This is a genomic window from Flavobacterium suncheonense GH29-5 = DSM 17707 (assembly GCF_000430025.1).
Classification (GTDB): Bacteria; Bacteroidota; Bacteroidia; order Flavobacteriales; family Flavobacteriaceae; genus Flavobacterium; species Flavobacterium suncheonense.
The window spans coordinates 367023-392502 of sequence record NZ_AUCZ01000003.1 but is presented as its reverse complement, the minus strand read 5'-3'; the positions used below and the strand labels follow the sequence as shown (position 1 = coordinate 392502).

The 25480-nt window shown below is 43.4% G+C and carries 24 protein-coding genes and 2 tRNA genes; 5 read left to right on the top strand and 21 right to left on the bottom strand.

The features are described from left to right. Window positions 1-77 precede the first annotated feature (77 nt). The 9 genes from fabD to G498_RS0101965 form a co-directional block, all read right to left on the bottom strand. The gene (gene fabD, locus G498_RS0102005; RefSeq protein WP_026979605.1) at window positions 78-947 is read right to left on the bottom strand and encodes an ACP S-malonyltransferase; all 870 of its coding nucleotides are present in this window, start codon (window positions 945-947) and stop codon (window positions 78-80) included. 224 nt (window positions 948-1171) lie between these two features. Next, the gene (locus tag G498_RS0102000; RefSeq protein WP_026979604.1) at window positions 1172-1702 is read right to left on the bottom strand and encodes a YceI family protein; all 531 of its coding nucleotides are present in this window, start codon (window positions 1700-1702) and stop codon (window positions 1172-1174) included. Between the two features lie 98 nt (window positions 1703-1800). Continuing rightward, window positions 1801-2520, bottom strand: a complete 720-nt coding sequence (locus tag G498_RS0101995) for a pirin family protein (RefSeq protein ID WP_205619174.1) — start codon at window positions 2518-2520, stop codon at window positions 1801-1803. A 278-nt stretch (window positions 2521-2798) separates the two neighbouring features. Continuing rightward, window positions 2799-3374 carry a Crp/Fnr family transcriptional regulator gene (locus tag G498_RS0101990; RefSeq protein WP_026979602.1) on the bottom strand — a complete coding sequence of 192 codons (576 nt, stop codon included), beginning with the start codon at window positions 3372-3374 and terminating at the stop codon, window positions 2799-2801. Window positions 3375-3382: 8 nt separating this feature from the next. Then, the gene (locus G498_RS0101985; RefSeq protein ID WP_026979601.1) at window positions 3383-4252 is read right to left on the bottom strand and encodes a cation diffusion facilitator family transporter; all 870 of its coding nucleotides are present in this window, start codon (window positions 4250-4252) and stop codon (window positions 3383-3385) included. A gap of 5 nt (window positions 4253-4257) precedes the next feature. Continuing rightward, window positions 4258-4593, bottom strand: a complete 336-nt coding sequence (locus tag G498_RS0101980) for a DUF6370 family protein (protein ID WP_026979600.1) — start codon at window positions 4591-4593, stop codon at window positions 4258-4260. A gap of 3 nt (window positions 4594-4596) precedes the next feature. Beyond that, the gene (gene purT / locus G498_RS0101975) at window positions 4597-5763 is read right to left on the bottom strand and encodes a formate-dependent phosphoribosylglycinamide formyltransferase (protein WP_026979599.1); all 1167 of its coding nucleotides are present in this window, start codon (window positions 5761-5763) and stop codon (window positions 4597-4599) included. Between the two features lie 218 nt (window positions 5764-5981). Further along, window positions 5982-7184 (bottom strand): pyridoxal phosphate-dependent aminotransferase, encoded by a 1203-nt coding sequence (locus G498_RS0101970; protein WP_026979598.1) that lies wholly within the window; start codon window positions 7182-7184, stop codon window positions 5982-5984. 25 nt (window positions 7185-7209) lie between these two features. Beyond that, a complete protein-coding gene (locus G498_RS0101965) occupies window positions 7210-8304 on the bottom strand; it encodes a fatty acid desaturase family protein (protein ID WP_026979597.1) in 1095 nt (364 codons plus the stop codon). A gap of 110 nt (window positions 8305-8414) precedes the next feature. Between G498_RS0101965 and rsmG the strand changes: the two genes are divergently transcribed. Then, window positions 8415-9044 (top strand): 16S rRNA (guanine(527)-N(7))-methyltransferase RsmG, encoded by a 630-nt coding sequence (gene rsmG / locus G498_RS0101960; protein WP_026979596.1) that lies wholly within the window; start codon window positions 8415-8417, stop codon window positions 9042-9044. A gap of 150 nt (window positions 9045-9194) precedes the next feature. Here rsmG and pruA read toward each other — a convergent pair whose 3' ends face one another. From pruA to map, 5 genes are all read right to left on the bottom strand, one after another. Next, a complete protein-coding gene (gene pruA, locus G498_RS0101955; RefSeq protein WP_026979595.1) occupies window positions 9195-10820 on the bottom strand; it encodes an L-glutamate gamma-semialdehyde dehydrogenase in 1626 nt (541 codons plus the stop codon). Between the two features lie 106 nt (window positions 10821-10926). Further along, window positions 10927-11313, bottom strand: coding sequence for a Co2+/Mg2+ efflux protein ApaG (apaG, locus tag G498_RS0101950; protein ID WP_026979594.1), 387 nt, complete (start codon window positions 11311-11313; stop codon window positions 10927-10929). Window positions 11314-11381: 68 nt separating this feature from the next. Further along, the gene (locus tag G498_RS0101945; RefSeq protein ID WP_026979593.1) at window positions 11382-12632 is read right to left on the bottom strand and encodes a type IX secretion system plug protein; all 1251 of its coding nucleotides are present in this window, start codon (window positions 12630-12632) and stop codon (window positions 11382-11384) included. Window positions 12633-12703: 71 nt separating this feature from the next. After that, on the bottom strand, window positions 12704-13474 hold the full coding sequence (locus G498_RS0101940; protein WP_026979592.1) for a class I SAM-dependent methyltransferase: 771 nt from the start codon (window positions 13472-13474) through the stop codon (window positions 12704-12706). Continuing rightward, window positions 13474-14292: a type I methionyl aminopeptidase gene (map, locus tag G498_RS0101935; protein WP_026979591.1), complete on the bottom strand. Its 819-nt coding sequence runs from the start codon at window positions 14290-14292 to the stop codon at window positions 13474-13476. Before map ends, G498_RS0101940 begins: the two co-directional genes overlap by 1 nt. A 122-nt stretch (window positions 14293-14414) precedes the next feature. Here map and G498_RS0101930 point away from each other — a divergent pair, with 122 nt between their 5' ends. After that, the gene (locus tag G498_RS0101930; protein ID WP_026979590.1) at window positions 14415-15689 is read left to right on the top strand and encodes an acetyl-CoA hydrolase/transferase family protein; all 1275 of its coding nucleotides are present in this window, start codon (window positions 14415-14417) and stop codon (window positions 15687-15689) included. A 94-nt stretch (window positions 15690-15783) separates the two neighbouring features. On the opposite strand, the gene G498_RS0101925 is transcribed toward G498_RS0101930, so the two are convergent. The 3 genes from G498_RS0101925 to G498_RS0101915 all read right to left on the bottom strand — a co-directional run bounded on the left by G498_RS0101925 (window position 15784) and on the right by G498_RS0101915 (window position 20338). Continuing rightward, window positions 15784-16254 carry a thioredoxin family protein gene (locus G498_RS0101925; protein ID WP_240470472.1) on the bottom strand — a complete coding sequence of 157 codons (471 nt, stop codon included), beginning with the start codon at window positions 16252-16254 and terminating at the stop codon, window positions 15784-15786. 74 nt (window positions 16255-16328) lie between these two features. Further along, window positions 16329-17846 (bottom strand): 2,3-bisphosphoglycerate-independent phosphoglycerate mutase, encoded by a 1518-nt coding sequence (gene gpmI, locus G498_RS0101920; RefSeq protein ID WP_026979588.1) that lies wholly within the window; start codon window positions 17844-17846, stop codon window positions 16329-16331. A 53-nt stretch (window positions 17847-17899) separates the two neighbouring features. Continuing rightward, window positions 17900-20338: a DUF5916 domain-containing protein gene (locus G498_RS0101915; protein ID WP_026979587.1), complete on the bottom strand. Its 2439-nt coding sequence runs from the start codon at window positions 20336-20338 to the stop codon at window positions 17900-17902. 205 nt (window positions 20339-20543) lie between these two features. Here G498_RS0101915 and G498_RS0101910 point away from each other — a divergent pair, with 205 nt between their 5' ends. After that, window positions 20544-21254, top strand: a complete 711-nt coding sequence (locus G498_RS0101910) for a murein L,D-transpeptidase catalytic domain family protein (protein ID WP_026979586.1) — start codon at window positions 20544-20546, stop codon at window positions 21252-21254. On the opposite strand, the gene G498_RS0101905 is transcribed toward G498_RS0101910, so the two are convergent. Then, window positions 21243-22832, bottom strand: coding sequence for a L,D-transpeptidase family protein (locus G498_RS0101905; protein WP_026979585.1), 1590 nt, complete (start codon window positions 22830-22832; stop codon window positions 21243-21245). The two genes, G498_RS0101910 and G498_RS0101905, sit on opposite strands and share 12 nt — an antisense overlap. Before the next feature lie 63 nt (window positions 22833-22895). Continuing rightward, the gene (locus G498_RS0101900) at window positions 22896-23333 is read right to left on the bottom strand and encodes a GNAT family N-acetyltransferase (protein ID WP_026979584.1); all 438 of its coding nucleotides are present in this window, start codon (window positions 23331-23333) and stop codon (window positions 22896-22898) included. A 216-nt stretch (window positions 23334-23549) separates the two neighbouring features. Between G498_RS0101900 and G498_RS0101895 the strand changes: the two genes are divergently transcribed. Both G498_RS0101895 and G498_RS0101890 read left to right on the top strand, forming a co-directional pair. After that, window positions 23550-23622 (top strand) — tRNA-Gly (locus G498_RS0101895). Window positions 23623-23661: 39 nt separating this feature from the next. Further along, window positions 23662-23737: transfer RNA gene (locus G498_RS0101890), tRNA-Gly, on the top strand. Between the two features lie 55 nt (window positions 23738-23792). On the opposite strand, the gene G498_RS15290 is transcribed toward G498_RS0101890, so the two are convergent. After that, window positions 23793-24575, bottom strand: a complete 783-nt coding sequence (locus tag G498_RS15290; protein WP_026979583.1) for an RMD1 family protein — start codon at window positions 24573-24575, stop codon at window positions 23793-23795. A gap of 75 nt (window positions 24576-24650) precedes the next feature. Continuing rightward, on the bottom strand, window positions 24651-25358 hold the full coding sequence (pepE, locus tag G498_RS0101880) for a dipeptidase PepE (RefSeq protein WP_026979582.1): 708 nt from the start codon (window positions 25356-25358) through the stop codon (window positions 24651-24653). Window positions 25359-25480: the final 122 nt, after the last annotated feature.

The window sequence follows — 25480 nt, the reverse complement described above, 5'->3', positions numbered from 1 at the left end:
TTCTAAAACAAAGATATTACTAAAAATAAAAAACTCCGACGTTTTGCATCGGAGTTTCTGTAAGTATCAGTCGTAAATTAAGCCGAAATCGTTTCCACGTCTTTGTTGATTTTGTTTACCAGACCAACAAGAACTTTTCCGGGGCCGACTTCCGTAAAACTGGTCGCACCGTCAGCAATCATTTGTTGTATGGATTGCGTCCATTTTACCGGAGCGGTCAATTGGATAATTAGGTTTTTCTTGATTTCCGCAGGATCCGAAACCGCGCTGGCCGTAACGTTCTGATACACCGGACAGCTTGGCGTGTGGAAGGTTGTTGCTTCAATCGCAGCCGCTAATTCTTCCCTTGCAGGTTCCATCATCGGAGAGTGGAATGCACCGCCCACGGGTAAAATCAAAGCGCGTTTTGCTCCGGCTTCTTTCATTTTTTCACAGGCTTCTTCCACGGCTTTCAGTTCACCGGAAATTACCAATTGTCCCGGGCAGTTGTAGTTTGCGGCCACCACCACACCGTCAATCGAAGCGCAGATGTCTTCCACGATTTTATCGTCTAAATTTAAAACGGCTGCCATCGTAGAAGGTGTGATTTCGCAGGCTTTTTGCATCGCCATGGCGCGTTGGGACACTAATTTTAAGCCGTCTTCAAACGACAAGGTTCCATTAGCCACTAAGGCAGAGAATTCTCCTAACGAGTGACCCGCGACCATATCCGGTTTAATGTCCAGTGTTTTCGCTAAAATAACCGAATGTAAAAAAACGGCCGGTTGTGTTACTTTGGTCTCTTTTAATTGTTCTGCCGTTCCTTCAAACATGATGTCGGTAATGCGGAAACCTAAAATTTCGTTGGCTTTTTCAAACATTTCTTTTGCTAACGGAGAGTTTTCGTATAAATCTTTACCCATTCCGGTAAATTGAGCTCCCTGACCCGGGAAAACGTATGCTTTCATTTTTATTTGGTTTAGTTTGGAAAAACAAAAATAGTGATTTTTTTGGAGCGCCAACATCCGGGCTTTTTTGGAGGCGTCATTCCCGCTGTCCGCTCTACAAGGTGCCGCTTCCATCGGGGCTGGAAAGTTATCGTCTTTTGTGCCGGAAAAGAGAAACCCGCTGCTTTAGTACAAAGCAACGGGTTTCGAAATCAACCAAAAACTTATTTATTATGAAAAGGTATTTATTGTTTAACCAACTGTAATTCAATATCCAGTTTTACGTCTTCACCCACCAAAACGCCTCCGGTTTCCAAGGCCGAGTTCCAGTTTAAGCCCCAGTCTTTGCGGTTTACTTTTCCGGAAATGTTGATTCCTGCTTTGGTGTTTCCCCAAGGATCGGTCATCAGTCCGCTGAATTCAGCCGGAAGTTTTACGAACTTGGTTACGCCTTTTATTGACAAATCTCCTGCTATTTCGTAGTTTTCGTCGTCCACTTTGGTAAACGAAGAAGCTTTGAACGTCATTTTCGGATGGTTTTCCGCATCAAAGAAATCAGCGCTTTTTAAGTGGTTGTCGCGGTCCGCATTATTGGTGTCAATCGAGTTGATGTCGGCCGTGAATTCGATGTTCGCTTTGGTGAAATCATCGCCATCGGTTACGATATTGGCATCGTAGTTGTTGAATTTTCCGGCTACGTTGGTAAACATCATGTGTTTTACTTTAAAGCCTACGGTGGAGTGTGTCGGGTCAATTGCCCATTTTGTTGTTGCCATAATTGTATTTTTTTAAATTTTAAGTGTTGTAATTTGATGAAACAAAGTTACGTTGGGTTTGTAGTTCAGGTACTTAACCTAGATTAAGAAATAAATTGTTATTGAATTTGCATCGGAACTTCCATCAGTAGCAATTCGGCTTCCGAATCGGCTTTTATCGAAACCTTGTCGGTGTTCCAGATGCCAAAACCATCTCTTCGGTTCAGGGTTTGCCCGTTTATGGTAATATCACCGTTTAATACGAAAACATATAAGCCGTTGCCTTGTTTTTTAAAGGTGTAATCAGTTGCGAAATCTTTGTCGAATTTTCCCAAATGAAACCACGCATCCTGATGGATCCAAACTCCGGCATCGTCTGGATTAGGTGACAAAATCTGCTGTAATTTGTTGTGACGTTCTTCCGGATTTAACGTAATCTGGTCGTAACGCGGGGCCACGTTTTGTTTGTTCGGGATCACCCAAATCTGAAGGAATTTTACAGCTTTGTCTTCGTTTTTATTGTATTCGCTGTGCTGTACTCCGGTTCCGGCGCTCATCACCTGGATGTCCCCGTTTTTAATTACAGTTTTGTTGCCCATGCTGTCCTGATGCTCCAAATCGCCTTCCAACGGAATACTGATGATTTCCATATTCTGATGCGGATGTCTGCCGAAGCCCATTCCGGCCGCCACCGTATCGTCGTTCAGTACGCGAAGCACACCGAAATTCATGCGCTCGGGGTTGTAATAATTCGCAAAGCTAAAGGTGTGATAGCTCTGCAGCCAGCCGTGATTCGCATTCCCGCGCGTTTCGGCTTTATGTAAAATAACATTGTCCATAATCTTTGAATTTGTGTTTTGAATGTGATTGAACCCGACAGCTTTTTCCTCGGATTCAGCGCTCTTGTTAGCCAGTGCATTTCCCGTAATGACGGCTCCGGTGCCTAAGAGTGTTTTTCGGATAAAATCTTTTCGGTTCATAACTTTGATTTTGATAGGACAAAGTTACGGTGGGATTGGGGTGGAAGTCCTTAACCTAGATTAAGAAATGATTTTTGAGGTACTGAGGTGCTAAGGTGCTAAGTTGCTGAGGTTTTAAGTCCTCAGCATTTTAGGGACTATTTTTTAAGCAGTCGCGCTTTCATCTTACTGAAAAACTCCGGCGTTACACCAATATAAGATGCGATTTGTTTTTGAGGAAGGCAATGGACTAAATCCGGATATTTTTTGGAGAACTTGTCGTAACGGGCTTCAGCGGTGAAGCTCATATTGTCAATCAGGCGCTGTTGGTTGGCTACCAGCGAATTTTCGATCAGGATGCGGAAAAAGCGTTCCATTTTCGGAACTTCGGCAAACAACGTGTCGCGATTTTCTTTGGAAAGCAGGATTACTTCGGCTTCTTCATTTACTTCGATGTACAACTGGCCGGGACGCTGTGATAAAAAGCTGTACATGTCGGCAATCCACCAGCCGGGGCAGGCAAAACTCACGACGTGCTCGACGCCGTTTTCATCGATGTTGTAGCTGCGCAAAATCCCTTTGGTTACAAAAAAGGAGTTGATGCAAACTTCTCCTTCTTTTAACAACAATGTTTTGGGTTTATAGGTTTGGATTTCGGTAAAAGCCAGTACGCGCTCCTGTTCCACGGGGGTGAGCGATACGTGTTTGGCGATATTGTCCAGAAGTTGCTGCAAAAGATTATTTATTCGTTGGGTTCAATATGAATTAAAACGTGGCCAAGCTCAATCAGTTGGCTTCTCAGAGTGTCTTTTAATTTGTGTGCCAGATCGTGGCCTTCTTTAACGGTGATGTTGGCATCTACAATGGCGTGCAAATCGACGTGGTATTTCATTCCTGCCTTTCGGATGAAGCATTTTTCCGTGCCGAGAATACCGTCAACGGTTAAGGAAATGGTCCGGATTTCCTGTACCAGATCTTCATAGCGGTGTTCGTCCATAATTTCGCCCAGTGCCGGTCTGAAAATCTTATAGCAATTGTAAAGAATGAAAAACGAAGCCAGAAGGGCCGCCCAATCATCCGCGGCTTCATAGCCTTTGCCAAAAAACAAGGCGATTGAAATCCCGATAAAAGCAGCAACCGAAGTAATCGCGTCGCTTCGGTGGTGCCAGGCATCCGCTTTCAGGGAAGAACTGTTGGTTTCAATGCCTTTTTTCATGACTTTCTGAAACGAAAATTCTTTCCAGAGAATGATGATGCCCAAAACAATCAGCGTCCAGGATTTGGGCAGTTCGTGCGGCGTTCCGATATTCTGAATGCTTTCGTAGGCGATAATGGTAGCCGAAGTAATCAGGAAGCCCACCACAATAAACGTAATCAGCGGTTCCGCTCTTCCGTGGCCGTAAGGATGGTTGTCGTCCGCAGGTTTGTTGGCGTACTTTATTCCGAATAAAACAAGAATAGAAGCAAAAATATCAGCGGTAGATTCAATCGCATCGGCAACCAAAGCATAGGAATTCCCGAAAAAACCAGCCAGCCCTTTGCTGATGGCCAGACAGGTATTCCCTATAATACTGAAGTATGTAGCGTTGATGGCTTCGCGTTCTTGGGTCATGGGGCTTATTTTTTCGTGTCTTTCTTTTCGTCAAGTAAGGTGAAAGAACTCGCAACAAAACGATTGTTGACCACTTCACCGGAAACTTCCGCTTTGCGAATGGCATTGCAGAAACCGTCGGACGCATGGGCATCACCGTGTTGGTCAATAGAAGTACCTTCCACAAAATACGGTTTTCCGTTTATGCGAACGGCTAAATCACAGCCTTTCTTTTCGGTCATCCCGAACTGACACTGCCCGCAGGAAGCTTCCACGATTTGTGTTTTGGGTTTTTCTTTTTTTTCTTGGGCATTTACAGAAAATGCTACTGTGACAAGAAGTATAGTAAATAACTTTTTCATGTGTTATGGATTAACAGTTACTAAGGTAGCGGTTTTTTTTGCTTTTTCCACCACTTCTTCGATTGGCGTGTCCAGCGTGTCGTTTACCAATACGACGCCCATTCTGCGGTACGGTCGGGAAGTGGGTTTGCCGAAAATCCTGAAATCGGTTTTGGAAAGCGACGCTACTTTTTCAATGCCGTCATAAGTCGGGTTGTCGGAATTTTGGGTGGCTAAAACCACGGCACTTGCCCCTATGCGTTCCAACGTAATTTCCGGAATCGGGATGCTTAAAATGGCGCGCAAATGCAGTTCGAATTCGTTGAAATTTTGTGTTTTGGCTAAGGTAACCATGCCGGTGTCGTGCGGACGGGGCGACAATTCGGAGAAATAAACGCCTTCATCCGTTAAGAAAAATTCCACGCCAAAAAGGCCTGCGCCGCCTAAGGCTTCGGTTACTTTTCGCGCCATGTCCTGAGCTTCCAGGATATCCTTTTCGGAAACGCGTGCCGGTTGCCAGCTTTCCTGATAATCGCCGCGTTCCTGACGGTGTCCGATTGGTGCACAGAATAGTGTTGGGTGATTGTTTTGGGTAACGGTCAGTAAAGTAATTTCAGAATGGAAATTCACAAACGCCTCCACAATGACTTCGATGATGTCGCCACGGGAACCTTCCACGGCGTAGTTCCAGGCTTTTTCTATATCTTCTTGTGTTTTAATGGTCGATTGTCCTTTACCCGAGGAGCTCATCAGGGGTTTAACAACACATGGTATTCCAACTTCAGATACTGCTTTTTGCAATTCTTCTTTAGTAGTGGCGTAACGGTAATTGGCTGTTCGCAAGCCCAAATCCTTAGCTGCCAAATCGCGAATGGCTTTTCGGTTCATGGTAAAATTGGCTGCTTTCGCGGATGGAACTACTGTGATGCCCTGTTTTTCATAATCGTAAAAACGTTCGGTGCGGATGGCTTCGATTTCCGGTACGATAAAGTCAGGTTGGTGTTTGGCTACGATGCGGTCCAGTTCGGCGCCATCTAACATGTTGATTACTTCAAACCCGTGCGCAACCTGCATGGCCGGAGCGTTTTCATAACTGTCAACGGCAATTACTTTCTGCCCGATGCGTTGGGCGGCAATTACGAATTCTTTTCCTAATTCCCCAGAACCTAAAAGGAGGATTTTCTTTTGCATTATGTTGTGTTGTTTTGAAGGCTTAAAGGTAGTTAGTTTAGGCTGATTGACCAAGTTTTTGACGGTTGTGATTTTTTAGATTCAAAATCGATTTGATCACAGTTTTGTAATTTTATGTTTTTCTTTAAATAAAAAATCACAAAACGGATGCGAGACTTTTTTGCCTGTGTAAATAGGAGAAATAAAAAAGCCTCAAATTTGCTTGAGGCTTTGTATTGTTATGCTAAAACTTCGGAAGTGGCGACCGCTTCTTTGATGCGGCGGAGCGCTTCTTTCAGTAAATCTTCGCTGGTGGCATAGGAGAAACGGATGCAGTTCGGGTTTCCGAAAGCGTCTCCGGTTACGGTGGCTACGTTGGCGTGTTCCAATAAGTACATCGAAAAATCGTCGGCATTGTTGATTTTTACACCGTTTAAAGTTTTGCCGAAGAAAGCCGAAACGTCCGGGAATACATAAAATGCGCCTTCCGGTACGTTGATTTTCATCCCCGGAATTTCGCGGATCAAACCAACCACCAAATCTCTTCGGCTGTGGAACGCATCCACCATGTATTTTAAAACTTTCGGATCGGCGTCTACGGCAGTAATCGTAGCTCTCTGTGCAATGGAATTGGCACCGCTGGTTACCTGTCCCTGAATTTTGGTACAGGCTTTGGCAATGAATTCCGGTGCTCCGATATAACCAATGCGCCATCCGGTCATCGCGAAGGCTTTGGCTACTCCGTTTACGGTAATGGTTCTGTCAAACATTCCCGGAATCGAGGCAATACTACAGAAAGTTCCTGAAAAATTGATGTGTTCGTAGATTTCATCGGAAACCACATAAATGTTCGGGTGTTTTTCCAGAACTCTGGCAAGTGCAGTCAGTTCTTCACGGCTGTATACCGAACCACTCGGGTTGCATGGTGAACTGAACCACATCATTTTGGTTTTTGGTGTGATGGCGGCTTCCAGTTCTTCCGGTGTCATTTTGAAATCGCTGTCAACGGAAGTTTTTACCACAACCGGTTCGCCACCGGATAATTTGATGATTTCGTAATAACTCACCCAATACGGAGCCGGTAAAATTACTTCGTCGCCGTCGTTTAACATGACTTGGGCAATGTTGTATAAGGATTGCTTCGCACCGGTAGATACTACGATTTGCGAAGGTTTGTAATCCAGATTGTTGTCTCTTTTGAATTTGCGGCAGATGGCTTCTTTCAGTTCCAGATAACCTTCCACCGGAGTGTAGGTGCTGTAGTTTTCGTCAATCGCTTTTTTTGCGGCTTCTTTGATGAAATCCGGCGTGTTGAAATCCGGTTCTCCTAAACTAAGGCTGATAATGTCTTTTCCTTGTGCTTTTAATTCTCTGGCTTTCGCCGCCATGGCTAAGGTTTGTGATACTGCCAGGCTGTTAATTCTGTCCGATAACGGGTTCATAATTGTCGAGTTATGTTGTTTTGTATTATGCTAATTGCGGTTTTCGTCCCATTTCTTTTAAGTGCTTGAAATGCGAATAAATAGCCGAACGCGTGGTTTTAAATTCGTAATACGGCAAATTGCATTCTGCTGCGGTCTGTTTTACGATTTCAGCGATTTTTCCGTAATGGATGTGGCTGATGTTCGGAAAAATGTGATGCTCAATCTGATGGTTCAGGCCACCGGTGTACCAGTTTACCAACCAGTTTTTAGGTGCAAAATTGGCTGTTGTAAACAATTGGTGCGCGGCCCAGGTGTTTTCGATTTCGTTGTTCTCGTCTGGTTGCGGATGTTCGGTTTCTTCCACCACGTGTGCCAACTGGAATACTACGCTTAAGATTAATCCGGCGGTATAGTGCATGATCAGGAAGCCTAACAATACTTCCCACCAAACGATGCCTAAAAGCATTGGAATGACCAGCCAGATGGAAAAATAAATCACTTTAGTTACAATTAATGTGCTCCAAAGAGTAAAAGGTTTCGGGAATTCACCGTACGATAGTTTGCGTTTGATGTAACGGCGCATTTGTTTGAAATCCGTAGTAATTGCCCAATTGAACGTTAGCAAACCATAAAGGAAAATGGAGTAATAATGCTGGAATTTATGCACAGGCGACCAATCGGCGTGTTTGGTAAAACGGATGATGCGTCCGGCTTCCAGGTCTTCATCATGTCCGTGTATATTGGTGTAGGTGTGGTGCAGTACGTTGTGCTGTACCTGCCAGTTGTAAACGTTTCCGGCTAAAATATAGATGCTGCCGCCCATGATTTTGTTTAACCAGGGCTTGGTGGAATACGAACCGTGGTTGCCGTCGTGCATCACGTTCATGCCTACGCCGGCCATTCCGATACCAATTACGATGGTCATCAGCAAATGCGCCCAAAGCGGTAAATCAAGCGTTAAAATCAGAAAGTACGGAGTCAGGAAAATCGAAAACATGATTATGGTTTTCAGATGCAGTTTCCAGTTCCCGGTTTTTTTGAGGTTATTTTCTTTAAAATAGTCGTTTACGCGTTTGTTCAGCGTTCTGAAAAACTTCAGGCTGTCGGATTTTGAAAAAATTGGAGCGTTATTTTCCATATTCATTTGCATTAAATTCGCCCAAAGGTAATTATTAATCGACACCTAATTCGTTAAAGTTGATAAAAATTTCACTGTTAAATTGTGTACTTTTGCTAAAAATTTGAATAATGCAGGATATTGTAAAGTATTTCCCTAACCTAACTGATACTCAGCGGGAACAATTCCGGAAACTGGAAGAGTTGTACCATGACTGGAATGCAAAAATCAACGTGATTTCCCGAAAAGATATTGACGAATTGTACACCAAACACGTATTGCATTCGCTGGGCATCGCCAAAGTGATGGATTTTCAGCCCGGGGCGAAAGTCATGGATGTGGGAACCGGTGGCGGTTTTCCGGGCATTCCGTTGGCAATTTTATATCCTGAAACTGATTTTTATTTAATCGATGTGATTGCCAAAAAAATCCGGGTAGTAAATGAAGTAGCCAAAGGATTGGGGTTGCAAAACGTAAAAGCCGAGCAAATGCGCGCCGAAAACGTAAAAGCCGAGTTCGATTTCATCGTGAGCCGCGCCGTAACCAACATGCCGGATTTTTACAAATGGGTAAAAGATAAAATCAAAAAGCAAAGCAATCATGCATTGAAAAACGGAATTTTGTATTTAAAAGGCGGCGATTTAACCGAAGAGCTGAAAGATTTTCCGAAAGCGACTTTGTATAATTTATCCGATTTCTTCGAGGATGAGTTTTTTGAAACAAAGAAAGTAGTGCATTTGCCGCTGAAGTATAAAGTGTAAGAGTCAAAAGTCAAAAGTCGAAAGTCAAAAAGAGAAGCGGAAAGTCCAAAAATAGTAGAATAAAAAAAGTCGAACCCAAATCCGGATTCGACTTTTTTTTATGAGGGTTTAAGGCTCTGAGACCTTAGACTTTTGACTTTAGGACTAATTTTAGCCTAAGAACGGATATCTGTAATCCGTTGGTGTTACAAAGGTTTCTTTGATAGTTCTTGGGGAAACCCAACGCATCAGGTTCAATACCGAACCGGCTTTGTCGTTGGTTCCGGATGCTCTTGCACCACCAAATGGCTGTTGTCCTACTACGGCTCCTGTTGGTTTGTCGTTGATGTAGAAGTTTCCGGCTGCATTTTCCAAGGCTTTGGTCGCTTCCGCAATTGCGTAACGGTCCTGGCTGAAGATGGCTCCGGTTAAAGCGTAGCTTGACGTTCCGTCTACTAATGCTAAAGTTTCTGTCCATTTGGCATCTTCGTAAACGTAAATCGTCAATACCGGTCCGAACAATTCGGTACACATGGTGTTGTATTTCGGATTCGTGGTTACGATAACCGTCGGCTGGATGAAATACCCAACAGATTTGTCGTAACCGCCGCCGGCAATAATTTCCGCATCGCTGTCTTTTTTCGCCTGATCGATAAATCCGGCCAATTTGTCAAACGACTGTTCTGAAATTACCGAAGAAAGGAAATTGCTCATGTCTTCCGGTGATCCCATTTTCATGGATGCTAGATCAGCTAACAGCAATTCTTTTACTTTAGGCCAGATAGAAGCCGGAATATAGGCTCTTGAAGCTGCCGAACATTTTTGTCCCTGGTATTCGAAAGCACCTCTTGATAAAGCGGTGGCTACTTGTGCCGGAATAGAAGAAGGGTGTGCTAAGACGAAATCTTTACCACCGGTTTCTCCAACAATTCTCGGATACGTTTTGTACTTGTGGATGTTCTGACCGATTTTCGCCCACATGTCGTTAAATACTCCGGTAGAACCTGTAAAGTGAATGCCTGCAAAATCAGGACTTGCCAACAAGGTGTCGGAAATCATTCCTGAATTCCCGGTAATCATGTTGATCACCCCGGCCGGTAAACCTGCCTGTTGGAACACTTCCATAATTACATTGGCCGAATAAACCTGAGTAGCCGCCGGTTTCCAGATTACCACGTTCCCCATCAAAGCAGGCGAAGCCGGTAAGTTGCCTGCAATCGCGGTAAAGTTGAACGGCGTAATGGCATACACAAATCCTTCTAACGGACGGTGCTCCATGCGGTTCCAGATGCCTTCTGAAGAAACCGGTTGCTCCGCATAAATCTGTGACATGAACTGTACGTTGAAACGCAGGAAGTCGATCAATTCACAAGCCGAATCAATTTCTGCCTGGTGAACGGTTTTTGCCTGAGCAATCATAGTCGCTGCATTGATTTTCGCACGGTAAGGTCCGGCTAACAATTCCGCAGCTTTTAAGAAGATGGAAGCGCGTTGCTCCCAAGGCATGTTTGCCCATTTTTTCTTTGCTTCCAAAGCAGTAGCAATCGCTTTTTCGATGTGCTCTTTTTCGGCTTCATGGTATTGTCCCACCACGTGTTTGTGGTCGAACGGAGGCGTTATGTTTTTGGTCTTTCCGGTACGGATTTCTTCCGAACCGATATATAAAGGTACGTCTACGGTGCTGTTGTACATTTGTTTGAAAGCTGCAGCCACAGCTTCTCTTTCCGGTGTTCCGGGAGCGTATGATTTAACTGGCTCGTTAACCGCTTTGGGAACATTGTAAATTCCTTTTGGCATAATTTGTTGTATTTGTGTTTTGAAAAAATTTCGCGTAGCGAAGATACAAATTATTAGCCAATACGCTAACCGGTTAACTGTTAATGGTTTTGTAATTTTTCAGAGTTTAATTTAAGGCGAAAGGCGCACTTAATTTAAAGGTAGGGATGATTACCCGAAAAGTTTTCGTGGTGGTAAAGTTGATCATGTTGAAATACCCGCGCATTGCTCCGAAAGGCGACGAAAGCAGACAGCCGGAATTGTAGGTGTGTTTTTCACCGGGTTTTAAAACCGGTTTTTTTCCGATAACCCCTTCGCCGTCCACAATTTCCAAATCGTTCAGGGAATCGTGAATTTCCCAATGGCGGGAATTGAGCTGTACGGAATCTTTACTCTGGTTTTCAATGGTCACTTCGTACGAAAAGGCAAAGTGAATCTTGTAGTTTTTGAAGTACGTGCCTTCAAAACTGGTCAGAACCGAAATCTTTATACCGCTCGTAATCTGTGAAACCATTTAAGGAAAAATTAGATTTCTTCAAAAATAAGAAATATTTGTTTTAGAAACAGCAATTTAGAAAAAATTTAATTGGTGATGTTTTCCGAATTGGAAATCCCGCGCCCGATGATTCTGTCATAACGATCGTTGTTGCCCCGGTAGTAAACGAGAATAAAATAGTCGTTTTCCGTCTGATAAAAATTCCCGTCGACAGCATTTTCATAATCGATTTTTCCTTTTTTATCGACGATAACATACTGATAATTAGTAAACCCCTGTTTGATTAAAACCGGTTTTTCAAAAATGCCGCGCTCTTTGTTGTAGTCCATTTTGTATTCCGGGCTTAGGCTGTAATTGTTAAACATTCCCACAATATAAATGTCTTTGTCGCCAATAAAAGGATTGGAACTCAGGGAAAAATACACCCACGAATAATCGGCTTCCAGAGTGCTGTTTGAGCTGTTCATGTTGTTAACCAGAAAGTTTCCGTTGATGTCCGGGGCATAAGTATACGGCTGATTGGCCCTCGATGTATTCAGGTACAGATGCGAATTGTAAATTTCGCCGGCCGTTACATTAAACACATTGTTTCCCACGGCCCGGATGTCCTTGTTTTCAAAATACAGAAATTCGTTTCCGCCCCAAAACTGGGTTTCTTTGTTATAGCGGTAAATTAAATCGGACCCAATGGTGTACTGGGGTTTGATGTTGTAAATCGCATTGTCCAGACGTCCGTTTTGAAACAAGGCCACCTTAATGTTATTGGCAGGATTCTGAAAAAGATGATCGCCGGTTTTAATTACAAAATCCAGATTCTGCATCTGGTTGATGGTGCTGATGTCGCGGGAACGTTTAATCTGTAAAGGAACAGCAAGCTGCTCTTCGTATAACATGAATTTTCGGGAAAAAACCAGCTCCTGACTGGAATCGAAAATCTTCACCATATAATTCCCGCTTTTGGTAATGCGGTTGTACTGATTTGGGAACGACAACGTATAGTGTGAATAAATCTGAAGCGTGTTGAAGGAGTTCTGATAATTCATAATCCGCTGGTTATCCATGCCTTGCAGGTATTCCACTTTAGCGAGCGGGCTTGGCGTCCAGTCGTAATTGTATTGGGTGATGGTGTAATAATAGTCTGCTTCGTTGCCAAACAAATCGTCAAATTGCAGTTCGAAACGGTCGCCTAACCGGAACATCGGAATCATATTGTTGCCGTTTTGAACAAAAGAAACCGTTTTGATGTTAAAGGGTGGTAGTGTTTCCTTTTCTGCTTGAGCAGACAAGTTGATGGAGAAAAATAAAACAATTAAGAGATGCGTTCTACTGAAAATCATAATACTATTTTTGGCAGTTCATAAAAGTAATGATTTTCTTCAAACAAAATCTGTTCCAAAAAAGGAAGCTGTTATTTATGGCAAACCGGCAGAATTTCGCCTTTGGCCAAACAGTATTTTTCCACCAGTTCCGGAGATAAAGTTGCAGTGTAATCCACTTCGGAAACTTTAAAACCGATGCTTCTCAATTTGTCGAAATAATCCCTTCCGTATACGCGCACATGATCGTACTGACCGAAAATTTTAGCACGCTCTTTAGGATCGGTAATCGAATCGTCCGAAAAAGTAGCCGTTCTGTTCAAATCCTGCGGAATTTGAAAAATGCCCATACCGCCCGGTTTTAACACTCGGTATAGTTCCTGCATGGCTTTGGTGTCATCCGGGATGTGTTCCAAAACGTGGTTGCAGAAAATGATGTCGTACGAATTGTCCTGAAAAGGCAAATTGCAGATATCGGCTTTCACATCGGCCAACGGAGAAAGCAGGTCAGTAGTAGTGTACTCGATGTTTTTTTGTTTTTTGAACCGCTTGTAAAATTCCTGTTCCGGAGCAAAATGCAACACTTTTTTCTTTTCGGTTGTCGTGAAAAAATCGGTTTCGTTTTTCAGATATAACCATAATAATCGGTGTCTTTCCAGAGATAAAGTGCTGGGTGATAAAACATTGTTTCGCTGCGTGCCGTAGCCGTAAGGCAAAAACATGCGGAAACTTTTCCCGTCAATCGGATCGGTGAACCGGTCTCCTTTTAAAAGAAACGCCAGAACGGGACGCACCACGATACTCAAACGAATCAGTATCGGACGCGGAATGGTATTGAGTATGAATTTAAAAAGTTTTTTCATTAAAGCACCAGCGGTTGTTTTCGGAATTCGTTTTCCTCATCGGACGTAATGCCCAAAGCTTTGTAAATATAAGCGAAGGTGGATAAAAGTTCCGGTTTTCCGTCCACAATAGCCACATCGTGTTCAAAGTGTGCCGAAGGTTTGCCGTCTGCCGTGGTAATGGTCCAGCCGTCTTTGTGCTGTTTGATGTTTTTGGTGCCTTGATTAATCATCGGTTCGATAGCTACCACCATGCCTTCCTGTAACAGTTTGCCGCGGCCGCGTTTTCCGTAGTTGGGCATTTCCGGGGCTTCGTGCATGGTGCGTCCGATACCGTGTCCTACCAATTCGCGCACTACGCCATAGCCGTGGTTTTCGCAATATTTCTGAATCGCATTGCCCACATCTTCCGTGCGGTTGCCGGCTTTACATTCCCGGATACCAACGTATAACGATTCTTTGGTTACTTTTAGAAGTTTCTTTGTGGCTTCACTCACTTCGCCTACCTCAAAAGTATAAGCGTGATCGCCGTAAAAGCCGTTTTTCAGCGCACCGCAATCTACCGAAATGATATCGCCACTTTCCAGAGGTTTGTCATTCGGAATGCCGTGAACCACTTGGGAATTTGGGCTCATGCACAACGAATTCGGGAAACCGTACATCCCTAAAAATGCCGGTGTGGCGCCATGGTCGCGTATAAAGGTTTCGGCAAGTTTGTCCAAATACAGGGTGCTTACGCCGGGTTTTACTTCCGAGGCAATCATTCCTAAGGTTTTGGAAACGATTAAGGCGCTCTCACGCATCAATTCGATTTCTTCACGGGTTTTGATGATAATCATAACTTAAATATTGGACTGCAAAAATACAATATTCTGCGGATAAATCTTTATTTGTAAAATAAGCCTGAGATTTATCAGATTTCCGTAACTTTAGTGGGAGTAATTTTACGAAAATTCAAAGTATGAGTCAATATGTAACTGCTGCAGAAGCTGTTAAAGTAGTGCAGTCTGGTAACAGAGTGTACGTTCAGGCCGCTGCTGCCACGCCTTCAGTATTAACCAAAGCCTTAACCGACAGAGCAGCCGAACTGAGAAATGTGGAAATCTGTCATCTCCATACCGAAGGGGAGGCGCCTTACGCCAATCCGGAGCTTTCCGAAAGTTTTCACGTGAATTCCTTTTTCATTGGCAGTAATGTTCGGCATACGCTGGTAGCGGGGAATGGTTCCTATACACCGGTTTTTCTGAGCGAACTGCCACTGCTGTTCCGCAAAAAGGTGGTGTCGCTCGACGTGGTTTTCATTCACGTTTCGCCGCCCGACAATCACGGATATTGTTCTCTTGGTGTTTCTGTTGAGGCAACTTTAGCGGCTATAGAAAATGCCAAAATGGTGGTTGCACAAGTAAATCCTAAAATGCCGCGGACTTTCGGAGACAGTTTGCTTCACGTGTCTGAAATTGATTATCTGGTGGAAGCGGAAACCGAAATCCACGGACACGGCATGGCTGAAATTACTCCTGAAGAAGCCAAAATAGGCGATTTTGTGGCGAGTTTAATCGAGGACAGAAGCACCCTACAGATGGGAATTGGTTCCATACCGAATGCCGCATTGGCGAAATTGGGCAATCACAAAGATTTAGGGCTGCACACCGAAATGTTTTCCGATGGCGTCATAGATTTGATTGAAAAAGGAATTGTTACCTGTAACTACAAAGGAGTAAGTCGCGGTCGTGCTTTGGCAACCTTTTTGGTGGGCTCCAAGCGATTGTATGATTTTGTGGACAACAATCCGTTTATTGAAATGCGGGAATCGTCTTATGTGAATGACGCCTCAATCATCCGGCAGAATCCGAAAATGGTAGCGATAAACTCTGCGATTGAGGTGGATGTAACCGGTCAGGTGTGTGCGGATTCGATTGGCGGAAAGATGTATTCCGGTGTTGGCGGTCAGATGGATTTTATCCGAGGGGCTTCGTTGAGTGAAGGCGGAAAAGCCATTATTGCCCTGCCGTCGGTTACCAAACGGGGAGAAAGCCGAATCGTACCTCATTTAAAACAGGGAGCCGGTGTCGTAACCACGCGGTCTCACGTGCAATACATCATCACCGAAAACGGCATTGCCGATTTATACGGAAAAACGTTAAAACAAAGAGTTGCCGAAATGGTAAAAATTGCCCATCCGGAGCATCAGGAACGCGTCGAGCGGGAATATTTTGAGATGATCAAGAATGGTTAGCGATAAAAAAACAAAGCCACAAATTCACGAATTGTTTTTTCGGACACTGATTATTCGTGAATTCGTGGCTTTTTTATAGCGTGAAGTAAGTAGCTTAATCTTGGTAAGCGTGTTTGTAAGGCTGTCCGCTTAAAATCTTCAGCATGTCTTTTTCGGCACTTTCCATATAAGACTCTACGATGCGGTGCAGTTCTTTGCCGTTTTTGTAGAAGATGAAGGTCGGCACGTTGGTGATGTCTAATCCTGCTTCAAAATTTTCCGGGGTGGTTTTCAATTTGTCGACCATAATCAGAGTCACTTTTTCAGTGTCGAAACCAATCGCGTCCAAAACGTTGTAAAATTCCGGAACACGGTGTTGGCTGTCTTCGCACCAGGTTCCCATAAAAACGGTTACGGTGACACCTCCGGTATGTTTTTTTAATTCCGAAAGAGTAGCCGCACTCGGTTTGTAATTCTCATAATTTGGGTTGAACCACAAATTGTATGGCGATTTTAAAAGCGCTTTTTTGTCGTATTTGCCTACTAACATATCACGGGTTTGAACGGTGGTTACTTCTGAGGTCATGATCGGTTTTTTTTGGGCGTTGCAACCTGTGAAAGTTGCCGCTAATACTAAAATTGAAACTATTTTTTTCATAATTACAGCAGGGAATGTCTTGTCATTACTTCGGGTTTTTCAAGACCCATTAGTTCTAAAATGGTCGGGGCAATATCGCCTAAAACGCCGTCGCTGATGTGTTTCAGTTCTTTGTCCACTAAAATAATCGGCACCGGGTTGGTCGTGTGCGCCGTGTTAGGCGTTCCGTCCGGATTGATCATGGTTTCGCAGTTACCGTGATCGGCAATTACAATAGTGGTGTAGTTGTTTTCCAGAGCGGTTTCAATCACTTCTTTCACGCAAACATCGACCGCTTCACAGGCTTTGATGGCGGCTTTCATTACGCCGGTATGGCCTACCATGTCGCCGTTGGCAAAATTCAGGCAGACAAAATCGACTTCGCCTTTTTTCAGTTCGGGAAGTAATTTGTCTTTGATGTCGAACGCACTCATTTCGGGCTGTAAATCGTAAGTAGCCACTTTTGGTGACGGGCAAAGCAAACGTCTTTCCCCGATAAAAGGGGTTTCGCGACCACCGGAAAAGAAAAACGTCACGTGCGGATATTTTTCGGTTTCGGCTATCCGGATTTGCAGTTTGTTGTTGTATTCCAAAACTTCACCCAAGGTTTCGGTGATGTTGTCTTTGTCGTAAATCACGTGTACGTTTTCAAAGGTGTCGTCGTAGTTGGTCATGGTAACGTAGTACAACGGCATTTTGTGCATGTTCTGTTCGTGGAAATCTTTTTGCGAAAGCACTTCGGTTAATTGTCTTCCGCGGTCGGTACGGAAGTTGAAGAAAATCACCACATCGTCTTCTTTGATTGTGGCAACCGGTTGGTTGTGCTCGTCGACCATCAGAATCGGTTCGATAAATTCGTCGGTAATATGGTTGTGATAACTCGCTAAAATGCTCATCACCGGATTAATGGAATGTGTTCCGATGCCGTTCACTATCAAATCGTAGGCTTTTTTGATGCGTTCCCAGCGTTTGTCGCGATCCATTGCATAGTAACGGCCCACAATCGAAGCCAGTTTTGCAGGGGAATCTGCCAGGTAATTGTTTAAATCTTCAATATACTTCGCTCCGGATTTCGGATCCACATCACGGCCGTCCGTAAAGGCGTGAACAAAAATATTTTGCAGGCCGAAATCTTTTGCCGCATCCAACAGACCGCGTAAATGCGAGGTGTGGGAATGAACGCCACCATCGGAAACCAAACCTAAAAAGTGAACGTTTTTATTGTTTTGTCTGGCATAAGCAAAAGCGTCATGTAGTACTTTTTCCTGATTCAGCGTTTTATGCTGTACCGCCAGATTGATTTTTGCCAAATCCTGATAGACGATGCGTCCTGCACCCAAATTCATGTGACCTACTTCCGAATTGCCCATTTGTCCTTCGGGTAAACCCACATTTAAACCGTCGGTGCGTAAGGTGGCGTTGGGATAATTCAGGTACAAACTGTCAATAAAAGGCGTATTGGCGTTGTCTATGGCAGATACTTTCGGATCGGGTGATTTGCCCCAACCATCCAGGATCATTAAAATCACTTTTTTGTTCATTTTCGCTAAATTTCAACAAAGATAACGAATCGGACGGGAGCCTGAAATTTGTTTTAAACTTTTTTAACCCAGCTCTTTGCCTGATTGTAGTCTATGTAATAACGAACGCTTACGGAAAAAATATGGTTCAGGTTGTTGTTTAGGGTATGATCCAGATTGTCTACGATGTTTTTGTTTACCCTGCGCTCAAAATGCGAAGCATTGTTGCGGTACAAAACGGAAACCTGGCTTCCCGGAGCGAACCACCACGAATAGGACAAATCAAAATTCCAGATTTTAAAATTGTTGTTCTGATTTTGCGTGTAGGTGTTGTTGTTTTCAAAATGACCGTCGTCTTTTAAAGTCAGGAAGTTAAGGTTTTCGGTATACGACCAATAATAACGGGCTCTTAAATTGAACGTCATTTTGTGGTTAAGGGAAAATTTTCCGGTAAGCGTATTTTCGATGGTGTTCCGATCGCGGTTGGAATACACGATATCGTCGTTAACGCTGTCGTAATCCACCCAGCCTTTGTCGGCATTCTGGCGAATGTGCTGCAGGTAATAAATGAGCGAAAACTGATTGCTGAAGCGATAACGCGGGCTGAAATAAAAGCCGATGTTGTGACGGATATCCTGATTGAACCGATCGTACCAAACGCCGGTATCCAGTGCAAACGGATTGTTGTAGTTGGTGGAAATGTCAAACCAACCGCTGTAAATTTGTGGGTTGTACGAAAAACGGCCTTCCTGTCTCGGCTGGTAAAAATCGTAGGTTTCAAATGGATTTACCTGAAGACCGCCGCCGATATAATGATTTTTTTTGTTCGTGGTATTGATGTTTACACTCATATAGGCTTCCTGTGCGCGCCCGGTGGTATTGTGGAATTCAGCGTAATAATTGGTGTTGATGTTAAAGCTGTTGAACGTTTTGTTCGGATTCAGAATACGGTAATTTGCATTTGCATAGACATTGTGATAATTGTTGATGAACAGAATGCCCATGTCGTTGATGTCGTATTTGTTGGAAACATAGGTGCTGTTCACGTTAAAACGGTATTTTCCGCTGATTTTGCTGAAATTCAGATAGCCGGTGTATCCGTTAAGGTTTTCCGTGATTTCGTTAACATGGCTGAATTTGAAATTTCCCGACAGTTTATAGGTATTCGCTCTTGTATTCAGGTCAAACAGGAAAGCCGAAACGTTGGCATCCCGAAAATCGCCGTTTCGCATCACATTGGTGTTGACAAAAGTAAAAGAGGAATTCTTCCGAAAACGCTGATCGAGTACCAATACGTTGTAATTGGTTAAAGGTTCTACGGTTTCGGAGCGGGTTTCTCCGGTGGTTTTGTTCCGGATGGTTACGTCTGTTTTTTCGGTCACGGCATTTAAAACGCCAATTCCGAGTCCTTTCGCGTTTCGGCCGGAAACCTTAAGAGCATTTATCAGGTTGACGGTGGCGGGATAATCCAAAACTTCCTCATCGGCGGTAGTGGCCGGATAAGTCGAGGGTGCGGCTCCGATTCTTCGGGAGTAGAACAGATTTCCTTTGTTGAACAAATCAGTTCCTTCAGTGAAAAAAGGGCGGTTTTCGTTGAATTGCTGTTCGAAAGGTCCTAAGTTTAAAACGACATTGTCAAACGTGGTTTGTCCGAAATCCGGAACCAAAATCGCATCTAAAGTAAACGAGTCGTTAATGCCGTATTTTAAATCCATACCGGCTTTAAAAGTGTTGTCGGTTCCTGTTTTGTTGGTGTTTAGATAGTACGAGGAATACGGGATGAAAAAGAGTCGGGTAGGCGGCTGAATGTTTTGAATGCCATCGAGTATGCCTGCCTGCTGAATAATCGTTCCGATTTTGTTGTCGATGTGGTTCCAGGTGAATTTCTGACGGTCCCGTCTGATTTCCCGGAAGAAATTTACGCCCCAGACCTGTTCTTCTTTTTCGGCAAAGCGCAAGGCAGCGTAAGGAATTTTCATTTCCGCGATCCAGCCGAAATCAGTTATCGAAACCCCGCTGTTCCAGATTCCGTCCCAGGAATAATCTTCGTTGCCTTCGGTGGCCAAAGCGTCCATTTGGGTTCCGGCGGTACTTACGAAAAAGCGGAAATCCTGCTGTCCGTCGTTATAACCGTTAATGAAAATCCCGAAGAAATCGGATGTCCCGAAATTGTCGCGTTCCGTAATTTCTTTTAAGATTTTAGCCGGATCATCGTACATTGTAGCCCCGATGTAAATGCCTTCGTTGTCGTACAGCACTTTAACTTCCGTGCGTTTTTCGTGTGCGAGCGGTTGGCCGTTATCGGGTTCGAACATGATAAAATCGGTGGCCGTTTGGGCAGTTTGCCATTCAGGCTCTGATAATTTTCCGTCGATGCTAATGTTGGTCTGTGTTTTTAGAGCGGTAATTTTTTTCTTTGCCTTGATTAGAGGCATCGTGTCATTATGGTTTGTTTGGGCTAAACTCACAAGTGAAGAACCAAGGGTTAAGGCAAACAGGGCAAGTCTGTTCATTTTTTTGATTGAATTGATGATTGACATGTCAAAGATAAATAATTGTTGAAACCCTTACGGATATTAAGAAATGTTTAACTAAAGGCATAAAAATCAGTCGGTGAAATGTTAAATATTACCGATAAAGTGCAAAAAAAATTTGGCGGTTTAAATTATTTATATATTTTTGAATCGACTTAACCAAAACATAACAACTAGATTATCAATGATTTACAGAGTATTGCCAATTTTATTTTTGTTTCTTTTATCGTTCAAACCCACCACAGTAAAAGAGAACAACGATCCGAAGTTATTGGCTGCAAATGCAAAGGCTTCACTAGAGTTAAAAGTTAAAAACCTGTACAGCAGTTTAAATGTAAATGCGTTTCAGATGCCGAAAATGGAAGCTTTTTCCAAGGCGTTGGAAGGGTATTTTCAACTGAAAGAACAGGGAATTATCCAAAAAGATATCCTGACCATTATAGACTTCAGTCTTTCGTCAACCAAAAAGAGACTGTGGGTTATCGATATGGCTACCAATACCGTTTTATTGCAATCGGTAGTGTCACACGGAAGAAACAGCGGTGAGGAGTTCGCCATGTCTTTTTCCAATGAAGCCAACTCTTATAAAAGCAGTTTAGGGTTTTACGCAACTGGGGAAACCTATAACGGAAAACACGGTCTGTCGTTAAAATTAGACGGTTTGGAGTATGGTATCAACAACAACGCCAGAAACAGAGCTGTAGTAATGCACGGAGCGGATTATGCTGACGAAAGCATCATCAAGCAACAGGGAAGATTAGGCAGAAGCCAAGGTTGTCCGGCAGTACCGTATGCACTTCACAAAGAAATCATCGAAATGATTAAAGACAAATCGTGTTTGTTTATTTATCATCCGTCCCGAAACTATGAAAAACAATCGAAGTTAGTTTCGTAATTTTTCATACAAATCGAAATCGAGGTTGTATATATCATCCCGAAATTCCAGAAGCCCGTTTTTATCCATCCAGGCGGTCCAGTACCACTGATGAATAAAGATGGGTTTTTTTAGTGGTATTCCTGAAGTTTTTTTGCTTTCAATAAGTTTTTCCACCCGTTTTTGATCCATGATGTTTTCATCGGTTTCCAGAATATAATAAGCCAATTCCAACGGATTTTCCACGCGGATACAGCCCGAACTCAAAGCACGGCCGTTCAGGGCAAACAGCTCTCTGTGGTTGGTGTCGTGCAGGTAAACCAGATGACCGTTCGGGAAATTGAATTTAACCAGCCCCAAAGAATTGTTGCTTCCTGGTTTTTGCACGTAGCGGTAATTGTTAGGTTTGTCTGCATTCCAGCTGTAAGGATCGACCACTTCGCCGCGCATGTTGTAAATGGTAATGCCGGTTGCGGCAAAATAACCGCGGTTTCGTGCGGCACTTGGTCCTAAATCTTCTTTAATGATGGTAGGCGGAACCGTCCAGGTTGGGTTAATCACCAGATTGCTGAACTTGGAAGACAGCACCGGAGTTCGTCGTTTTTCTCTTCCCACCACAACTTTGTGCGTGCGGATGGTGTCTTGGTCTTTTACCACGTACAGCCTGAAATCGGGAATGTTTACAATCACATAATCGTTGCCCAAATCTCTCGGATACCATCGCCAACGTTCCAGATTGGCTAAAATTTGTTGCTTTCGCTGATTTTTGGTGATGTTCATGGCGGCAGCGGTGCCTTTTCCGATAACCCCATCTGTTGCCAAACCATGTCTTTCCTGAAAGCGTTTTACGGCTTCCACGGTTTTCTGGTCGTAAACCGCCGTTAAGCTGTCCGGTTTCTGATAATCGCCCCAATAAGCCAAGCGTTCCTTAACGGTTTTGATGGTTTCGGTGGTGTCGTTCGGCTTGATTTTGTCCGCAACCCGAATGACGCCGATGTTGTCGTTCGGATAGGAGTTGATTTTTTTTAGGCTCTTTATTAGTTGCTTGTAAACAATGTGTTTGGGTTTTAAGGTGTCCAGCGTTTCTTCCACTGTATGGTTCCGAAGCGCTTCCTGAAGTAAGTCGATAGCTTTCAGTTCTTTAGGATACATGTCCCAGTCTTTGTAGAGCTGGGTCGGATCCACTTTTCCGTTGTAAAGATGATTGGCTAGACGCTGAAAGGATTCGGTAAGAAGAATATCTGTGGCTACAACCTCTTTTTCGGTTAAAGTAAGCCTTGATTTTTCTTTTTTCTCAAGCGTTTTCAGGTTGTAATCGTCGGGGTCAAGTCCTTCGGCTTCGGTACTTTTTATAAGGGCGATGAGCTTTTTCCGGTCCTCTTCTTTGGTCCAAACCGTTTTGAAAAGGTTGTTTTGGTAAAATTCCTTAATGCGTTTGGGTTTGTCTTTAAGGGCAAGACTGTCAAAAGCGATGGCTTCCGGTGAAGAAAGCGGCACAACTTTGACAGTATCTTTTTGTGTATTGTTCGCCAATACCGCCTCTTTTTTGCAGCTGATGATGAAAATCGGGAGAACTAAAAAGAGGTATTTATACGACATAATCATTTGTTTTTCACACTGTAAGTTACAAAAATTGCAACCGACGTTTTACTATTTTAACATTTAGATGCACTTCAGCATCACAAAATGCGTGCCGATTTCTGGTATCTCAAAAGGCTCACCCTTAATTTTGTAATCTAATTTTTGATAAAAAGGAACGGCTTTCTCTCTGGCATTGAACCAGATAAGTTCGCCTTTTTGCTCTTTCACATGATGTTCCACTTTTTTTACCAATTGTTCTCCGACGCCTCTTCGCTGGAATTCCTGCAATACTGCCATGCCCCGAATCTGATATTGCTCTTTTTTGGACGAAATGGGATGATTGACCTTGTACACCGAAACTACGCCAATCAGATCGTCGTGTTCGTATAGGCCAAAATGGGCGGTGGTTCCTAAATTGTCGCCCTCGAAATGACAACTCTCGATGGGTTTTCCGGGACGAAGCACAGGTTGTCGTACCGAAAATGTTTCTTCTGCTTCAATCTGATGGATAAAAATCATATTTTTTTCTTTAGTGCTGAAAGCGGTTAACAAATTGGTAACGAATTAATGCTGAATTAATTATTACTATAGATGCTAAAATTTCCTAAAAGTTGCTTTCGAAAACGAAATATTTTTTTCGCGATAAAATTTGCTTGAAACAAAAATATTTTTTTATATTTGCACCCACAAATACGAAATCATTCAACTCTTTGTTTAGCGTTGGTGATTGAAAATGCGGAAGTAGCTCAGTTGGTAGAGCGTCAGCCTTCCAAGCTGAATGTCGCGAGTTCGACCCTCGTCTTCCGCTCTTGGAAAAACCCGATGAAGTTTTAAAAAGCATCAATAGGCGGAAGTAGCTCAGTTGGTAGAGCGTCAGCCTTCCAAGCTGAATGTCGCGAGTTCGACCCTCGTCTTCCGCTCCAAAAGAGCAAAACCACACTGAAAAGTGTGGTTTTTTTGTTTTATGACGTTTTGGAATTAATGTGAAAAGAGTGTCAGTACAATTTCAAAAGCAATCAGGATGATGATAATCCATTCCAGGCGGGCACTTTCCCGAACATTCAATACATCCGTGAACAGTGTCAAGTTGTCTTCCACAATCTGTAAGCGGTAATCCAAATCCTTAAACCGTGGAATGATGTCGAAATTGGCTTTCAGGTTTTTGTTCAGTAAATTCAACTCTTCGTTATCCCAAACCAGATTCGGGTCGTCTAAAATATACAGGTTGTCGACGATACTGTTTTTAACATTCAGTACTTTTCCGATGTATTTCAGCAGTTCTTTTTTGGAGATGTTCAGTTTGCCGCGTCTTTCCAATTTTAATATGTAGTGTTTTGAGGAGGTAATCAGTTCGTCCGTAAGCTTTTCGTAATATTCCAAAGCCACTGACTGTCCGGTATTTAACATGACAATCCGCAGGGTGTCAGCATCGGTTTTCGGAACGACTACCCGGTCGTTTTTCACCATGGTTTTGGGATAACCGGCATCCGTTTCAATCTGGTATTCTTCGGTTAAATCTAAAAAAACGGGATTTAAAGCATACGGTTTGAGGAAGTTGAGAAACTCGCTTTTCGCTACGGCATCGTAATTGGCAAAAACCACCACACCATAATCGAAAAGATACAAAAAACGGTCATGTTCCGGAAATACATAGAAGGCCTCAGAGGTGCTTCCGGAAAATACCTCGGTACGGAATTCAGCCCGAAACTTTTTCATATTGAAAGCTTCGGCAATTTGTATGGCTTCAATGCGCATTTTCATAACCGACTGCTTTTTACAAATGTAAGAATATTTTCTTATTATTTTGTAAATAAATGGGTTATGATGAAGGAGGATTTAGTTTAAATCGGATAAATCAGTTTCCGGTTCCAGTTCAACGGGGGCCTGGTTTTTGCGGAACAGTCGCGCGGGCAGGTTGCCTTTCAGCGTGATTTTATTTCCCGAAACTTCCAGCCAGCTGCCTTCGCGCAAGCCCAAAACCGGTTGCGGATTAAAATGGTGGAATTCGTTAATACGGGTTTCCCGGGTTTCGCCCATATGCGTCGAACCTTCTATCGGGTCCAGATAATGCGGGTTGATGTTGAACGGAACGAAACCAAGAGTGTTGAAACTCGGCGGGTACACAATCGGCATATCGTTCGTGGTACCCATCGTTAAGCCACAGATGTTACTTCCGGCAGAAGTTCCCAGATAAGGCGTGCCGTTTTTTACTACTTTTTCCAGGGTTTCCATAAGACCGGTTTTGTACAATTGCGAAACCAAAAGAAAGGTATTGCCGCCGCCGGTAAAAATGGCTTCTGCGTTTTCGAGCGCCTCAATCGGATTGTCAGACTCGTGAATTCCCTGTACCGTAATCCCGATTTGTGCAAAAGCTTCACTAACTTTACGGGTATATTCGTCGTGGGTAATGCCGCTCGGACGGGCAAAAGGAATGAAAAGTAATTTCTTTACATGGTTAAAATGTACCGATAAAGCAGGCAGAAGGTAATCCAGATAACTGCCGCCGTGCAGGGTAGAAGTGCTGGCAATAATGATTTTTTTCATAGGTTGTGTTTCGATACTTCAAAGGTAATGCAATTTTAATTTAACAAAAAATTACAAAGCTATTAGGACTATTTTGTGAGGAATGTCAGATAGTTTTACCGCATCAACACTAATCAAGACGC

Excerpts from the sequence above, each read along its gene's own strand:
- G498_RS0101930 (WP_026979590.1), top strand. The coding sequence starts at position 14,415 with ATGAGTCAATATGTAACTGCTGCAGAAGCTGTTAAAGTAGTGCAGTCT.
- G498_RS0102000 (WP_026979604.1), bottom strand. The coding sequence starts at position 1,702 with ATGGCAACAACAAAATGGGCAATTGACCCGACACACTCCACCGTAGGC.
- G498_RS0101945 (WP_026979593.1), bottom strand. The coding sequence starts at position 12,632 with ATGATTTTCAGTAGAACGCATCTCTTAATTGTTTTATTTTTCTCCATC.
- purT (WP_026979599.1), bottom strand. The coding sequence starts at position 5,763 with ATGCAAAAGAAAATCCTCCTTTTAGGTTCTGGGGAATTAGGAAAAGAA.
- G498_RS0101985 (WP_026979601.1), bottom strand. The coding sequence starts at position 4,252 with ATGACCCAAGAACGCGAAGCCATCAACGCTACATACTTCAGTATTATA.
- G498_RS0101980 (WP_026979600.1), bottom strand. The coding sequence starts at position 4,593 with ATGAAAAAGTTATTTACTATACTTCTTGTCACAGTAGCATTTTCTGTA.
- G498_RS0101965 (WP_026979597.1), bottom strand. The coding sequence starts at position 8,304 with ATGGAAAATAACGCTCCAATTTTTTCAAAATCCGACAGCCTGAAGTTT.
- G498_RS0101970 (WP_026979598.1), bottom strand. The coding sequence starts at position 7,184 with ATGAACCCGTTATCGGACAGAATTAACAGCCTGGCAGTATCACAAACC.
- apaG (WP_026979594.1), bottom strand. The coding sequence starts at position 11,313 with ATGGTTTCACAGATTACGAGCGGTATAAAGATTTCGGTTCTGACCAGT.
- G498_RS0101915 (WP_026979587.1), bottom strand. The coding sequence starts at position 20,338 with ATGAACAGACTTGCCCTGTTTGCCTTAACCCTTGGTTCTTCACTTGTG.
- rsmG (WP_026979596.1), top strand. The coding sequence starts at position 8,415 with ATGCAGGATATTGTAAAGTATTTCCCTAACCTAACTGATACTCAGCGG.
- G498_RS0101925 (WP_240470472.1), bottom strand. The coding sequence starts at position 16,254 with ATGACCTCAGAAGTAACCACCGTTCAAACCCGTGATATGTTAGTAGGC.
- fabD (WP_026979605.1), bottom strand. The coding sequence starts at position 947 with ATGAAAGCATACGTTTTCCCGGGTCAGGGAGCTCAATTTACCGGAATG.
- G498_RS0101995 (WP_205619174.1), bottom strand. The coding sequence starts at position 2,520 with ATGGACAATGTTATTTTACATAAAGCCGAAACGCGCGGGAATGCGAAT.
- gpmI (WP_026979588.1), bottom strand. The coding sequence starts at position 17,846 with ATGAACAAAAAAGTGATTTTAATGATCCTGGATGGTTGGGGCAAATCA.
- G498_RS0101910 (WP_026979586.1), top strand. The coding sequence starts at position 20,544 with ATGATTTACAGAGTATTGCCAATTTTATTTTTGTTTCTTTTATCGTTC.
- G498_RS0101905 (WP_026979585.1), bottom strand. The coding sequence starts at position 22,832 with ATGTCGTATAAATACCTCTTTTTAGTTCTCCCGATTTTCATCATCAGC.
- pepE (WP_026979582.1), bottom strand. The coding sequence starts at position 25,358 with ATGAAAAAAATCATTATTGCCAGCACTTCTACCCTGCACGGCGGCAGT.
- G498_RS0101900 (WP_026979584.1), bottom strand. The coding sequence starts at position 23,333 with ATGATTTTTATCCATCAGATTGAAGCAGAAGAAACATTTTCGGTACGA.
- map (WP_026979591.1), bottom strand. The coding sequence starts at position 14,292 with ATGATTATCATCAAAACCCGTGAAGAAATCGAATTGATGCGTGAGAGC.
- G498_RS0101940 (WP_026979592.1), bottom strand. The coding sequence starts at position 13,474 with ATGAAAAAACTTTTTAAATTCATACTCAATACCATTCCGCGTCCGATA.
- G498_RS15290 (WP_026979583.1), bottom strand. The coding sequence starts at position 24,575 with ATGAAAATGCGCATTGAAGCCATACAAATTGCCGAAGCTTTCAATATG.
- pruA (WP_026979595.1), bottom strand. The coding sequence starts at position 10,820 with ATGCCAAAAGGAATTTACAATGTTCCCAAAGCGGTTAACGAGCCAGTT.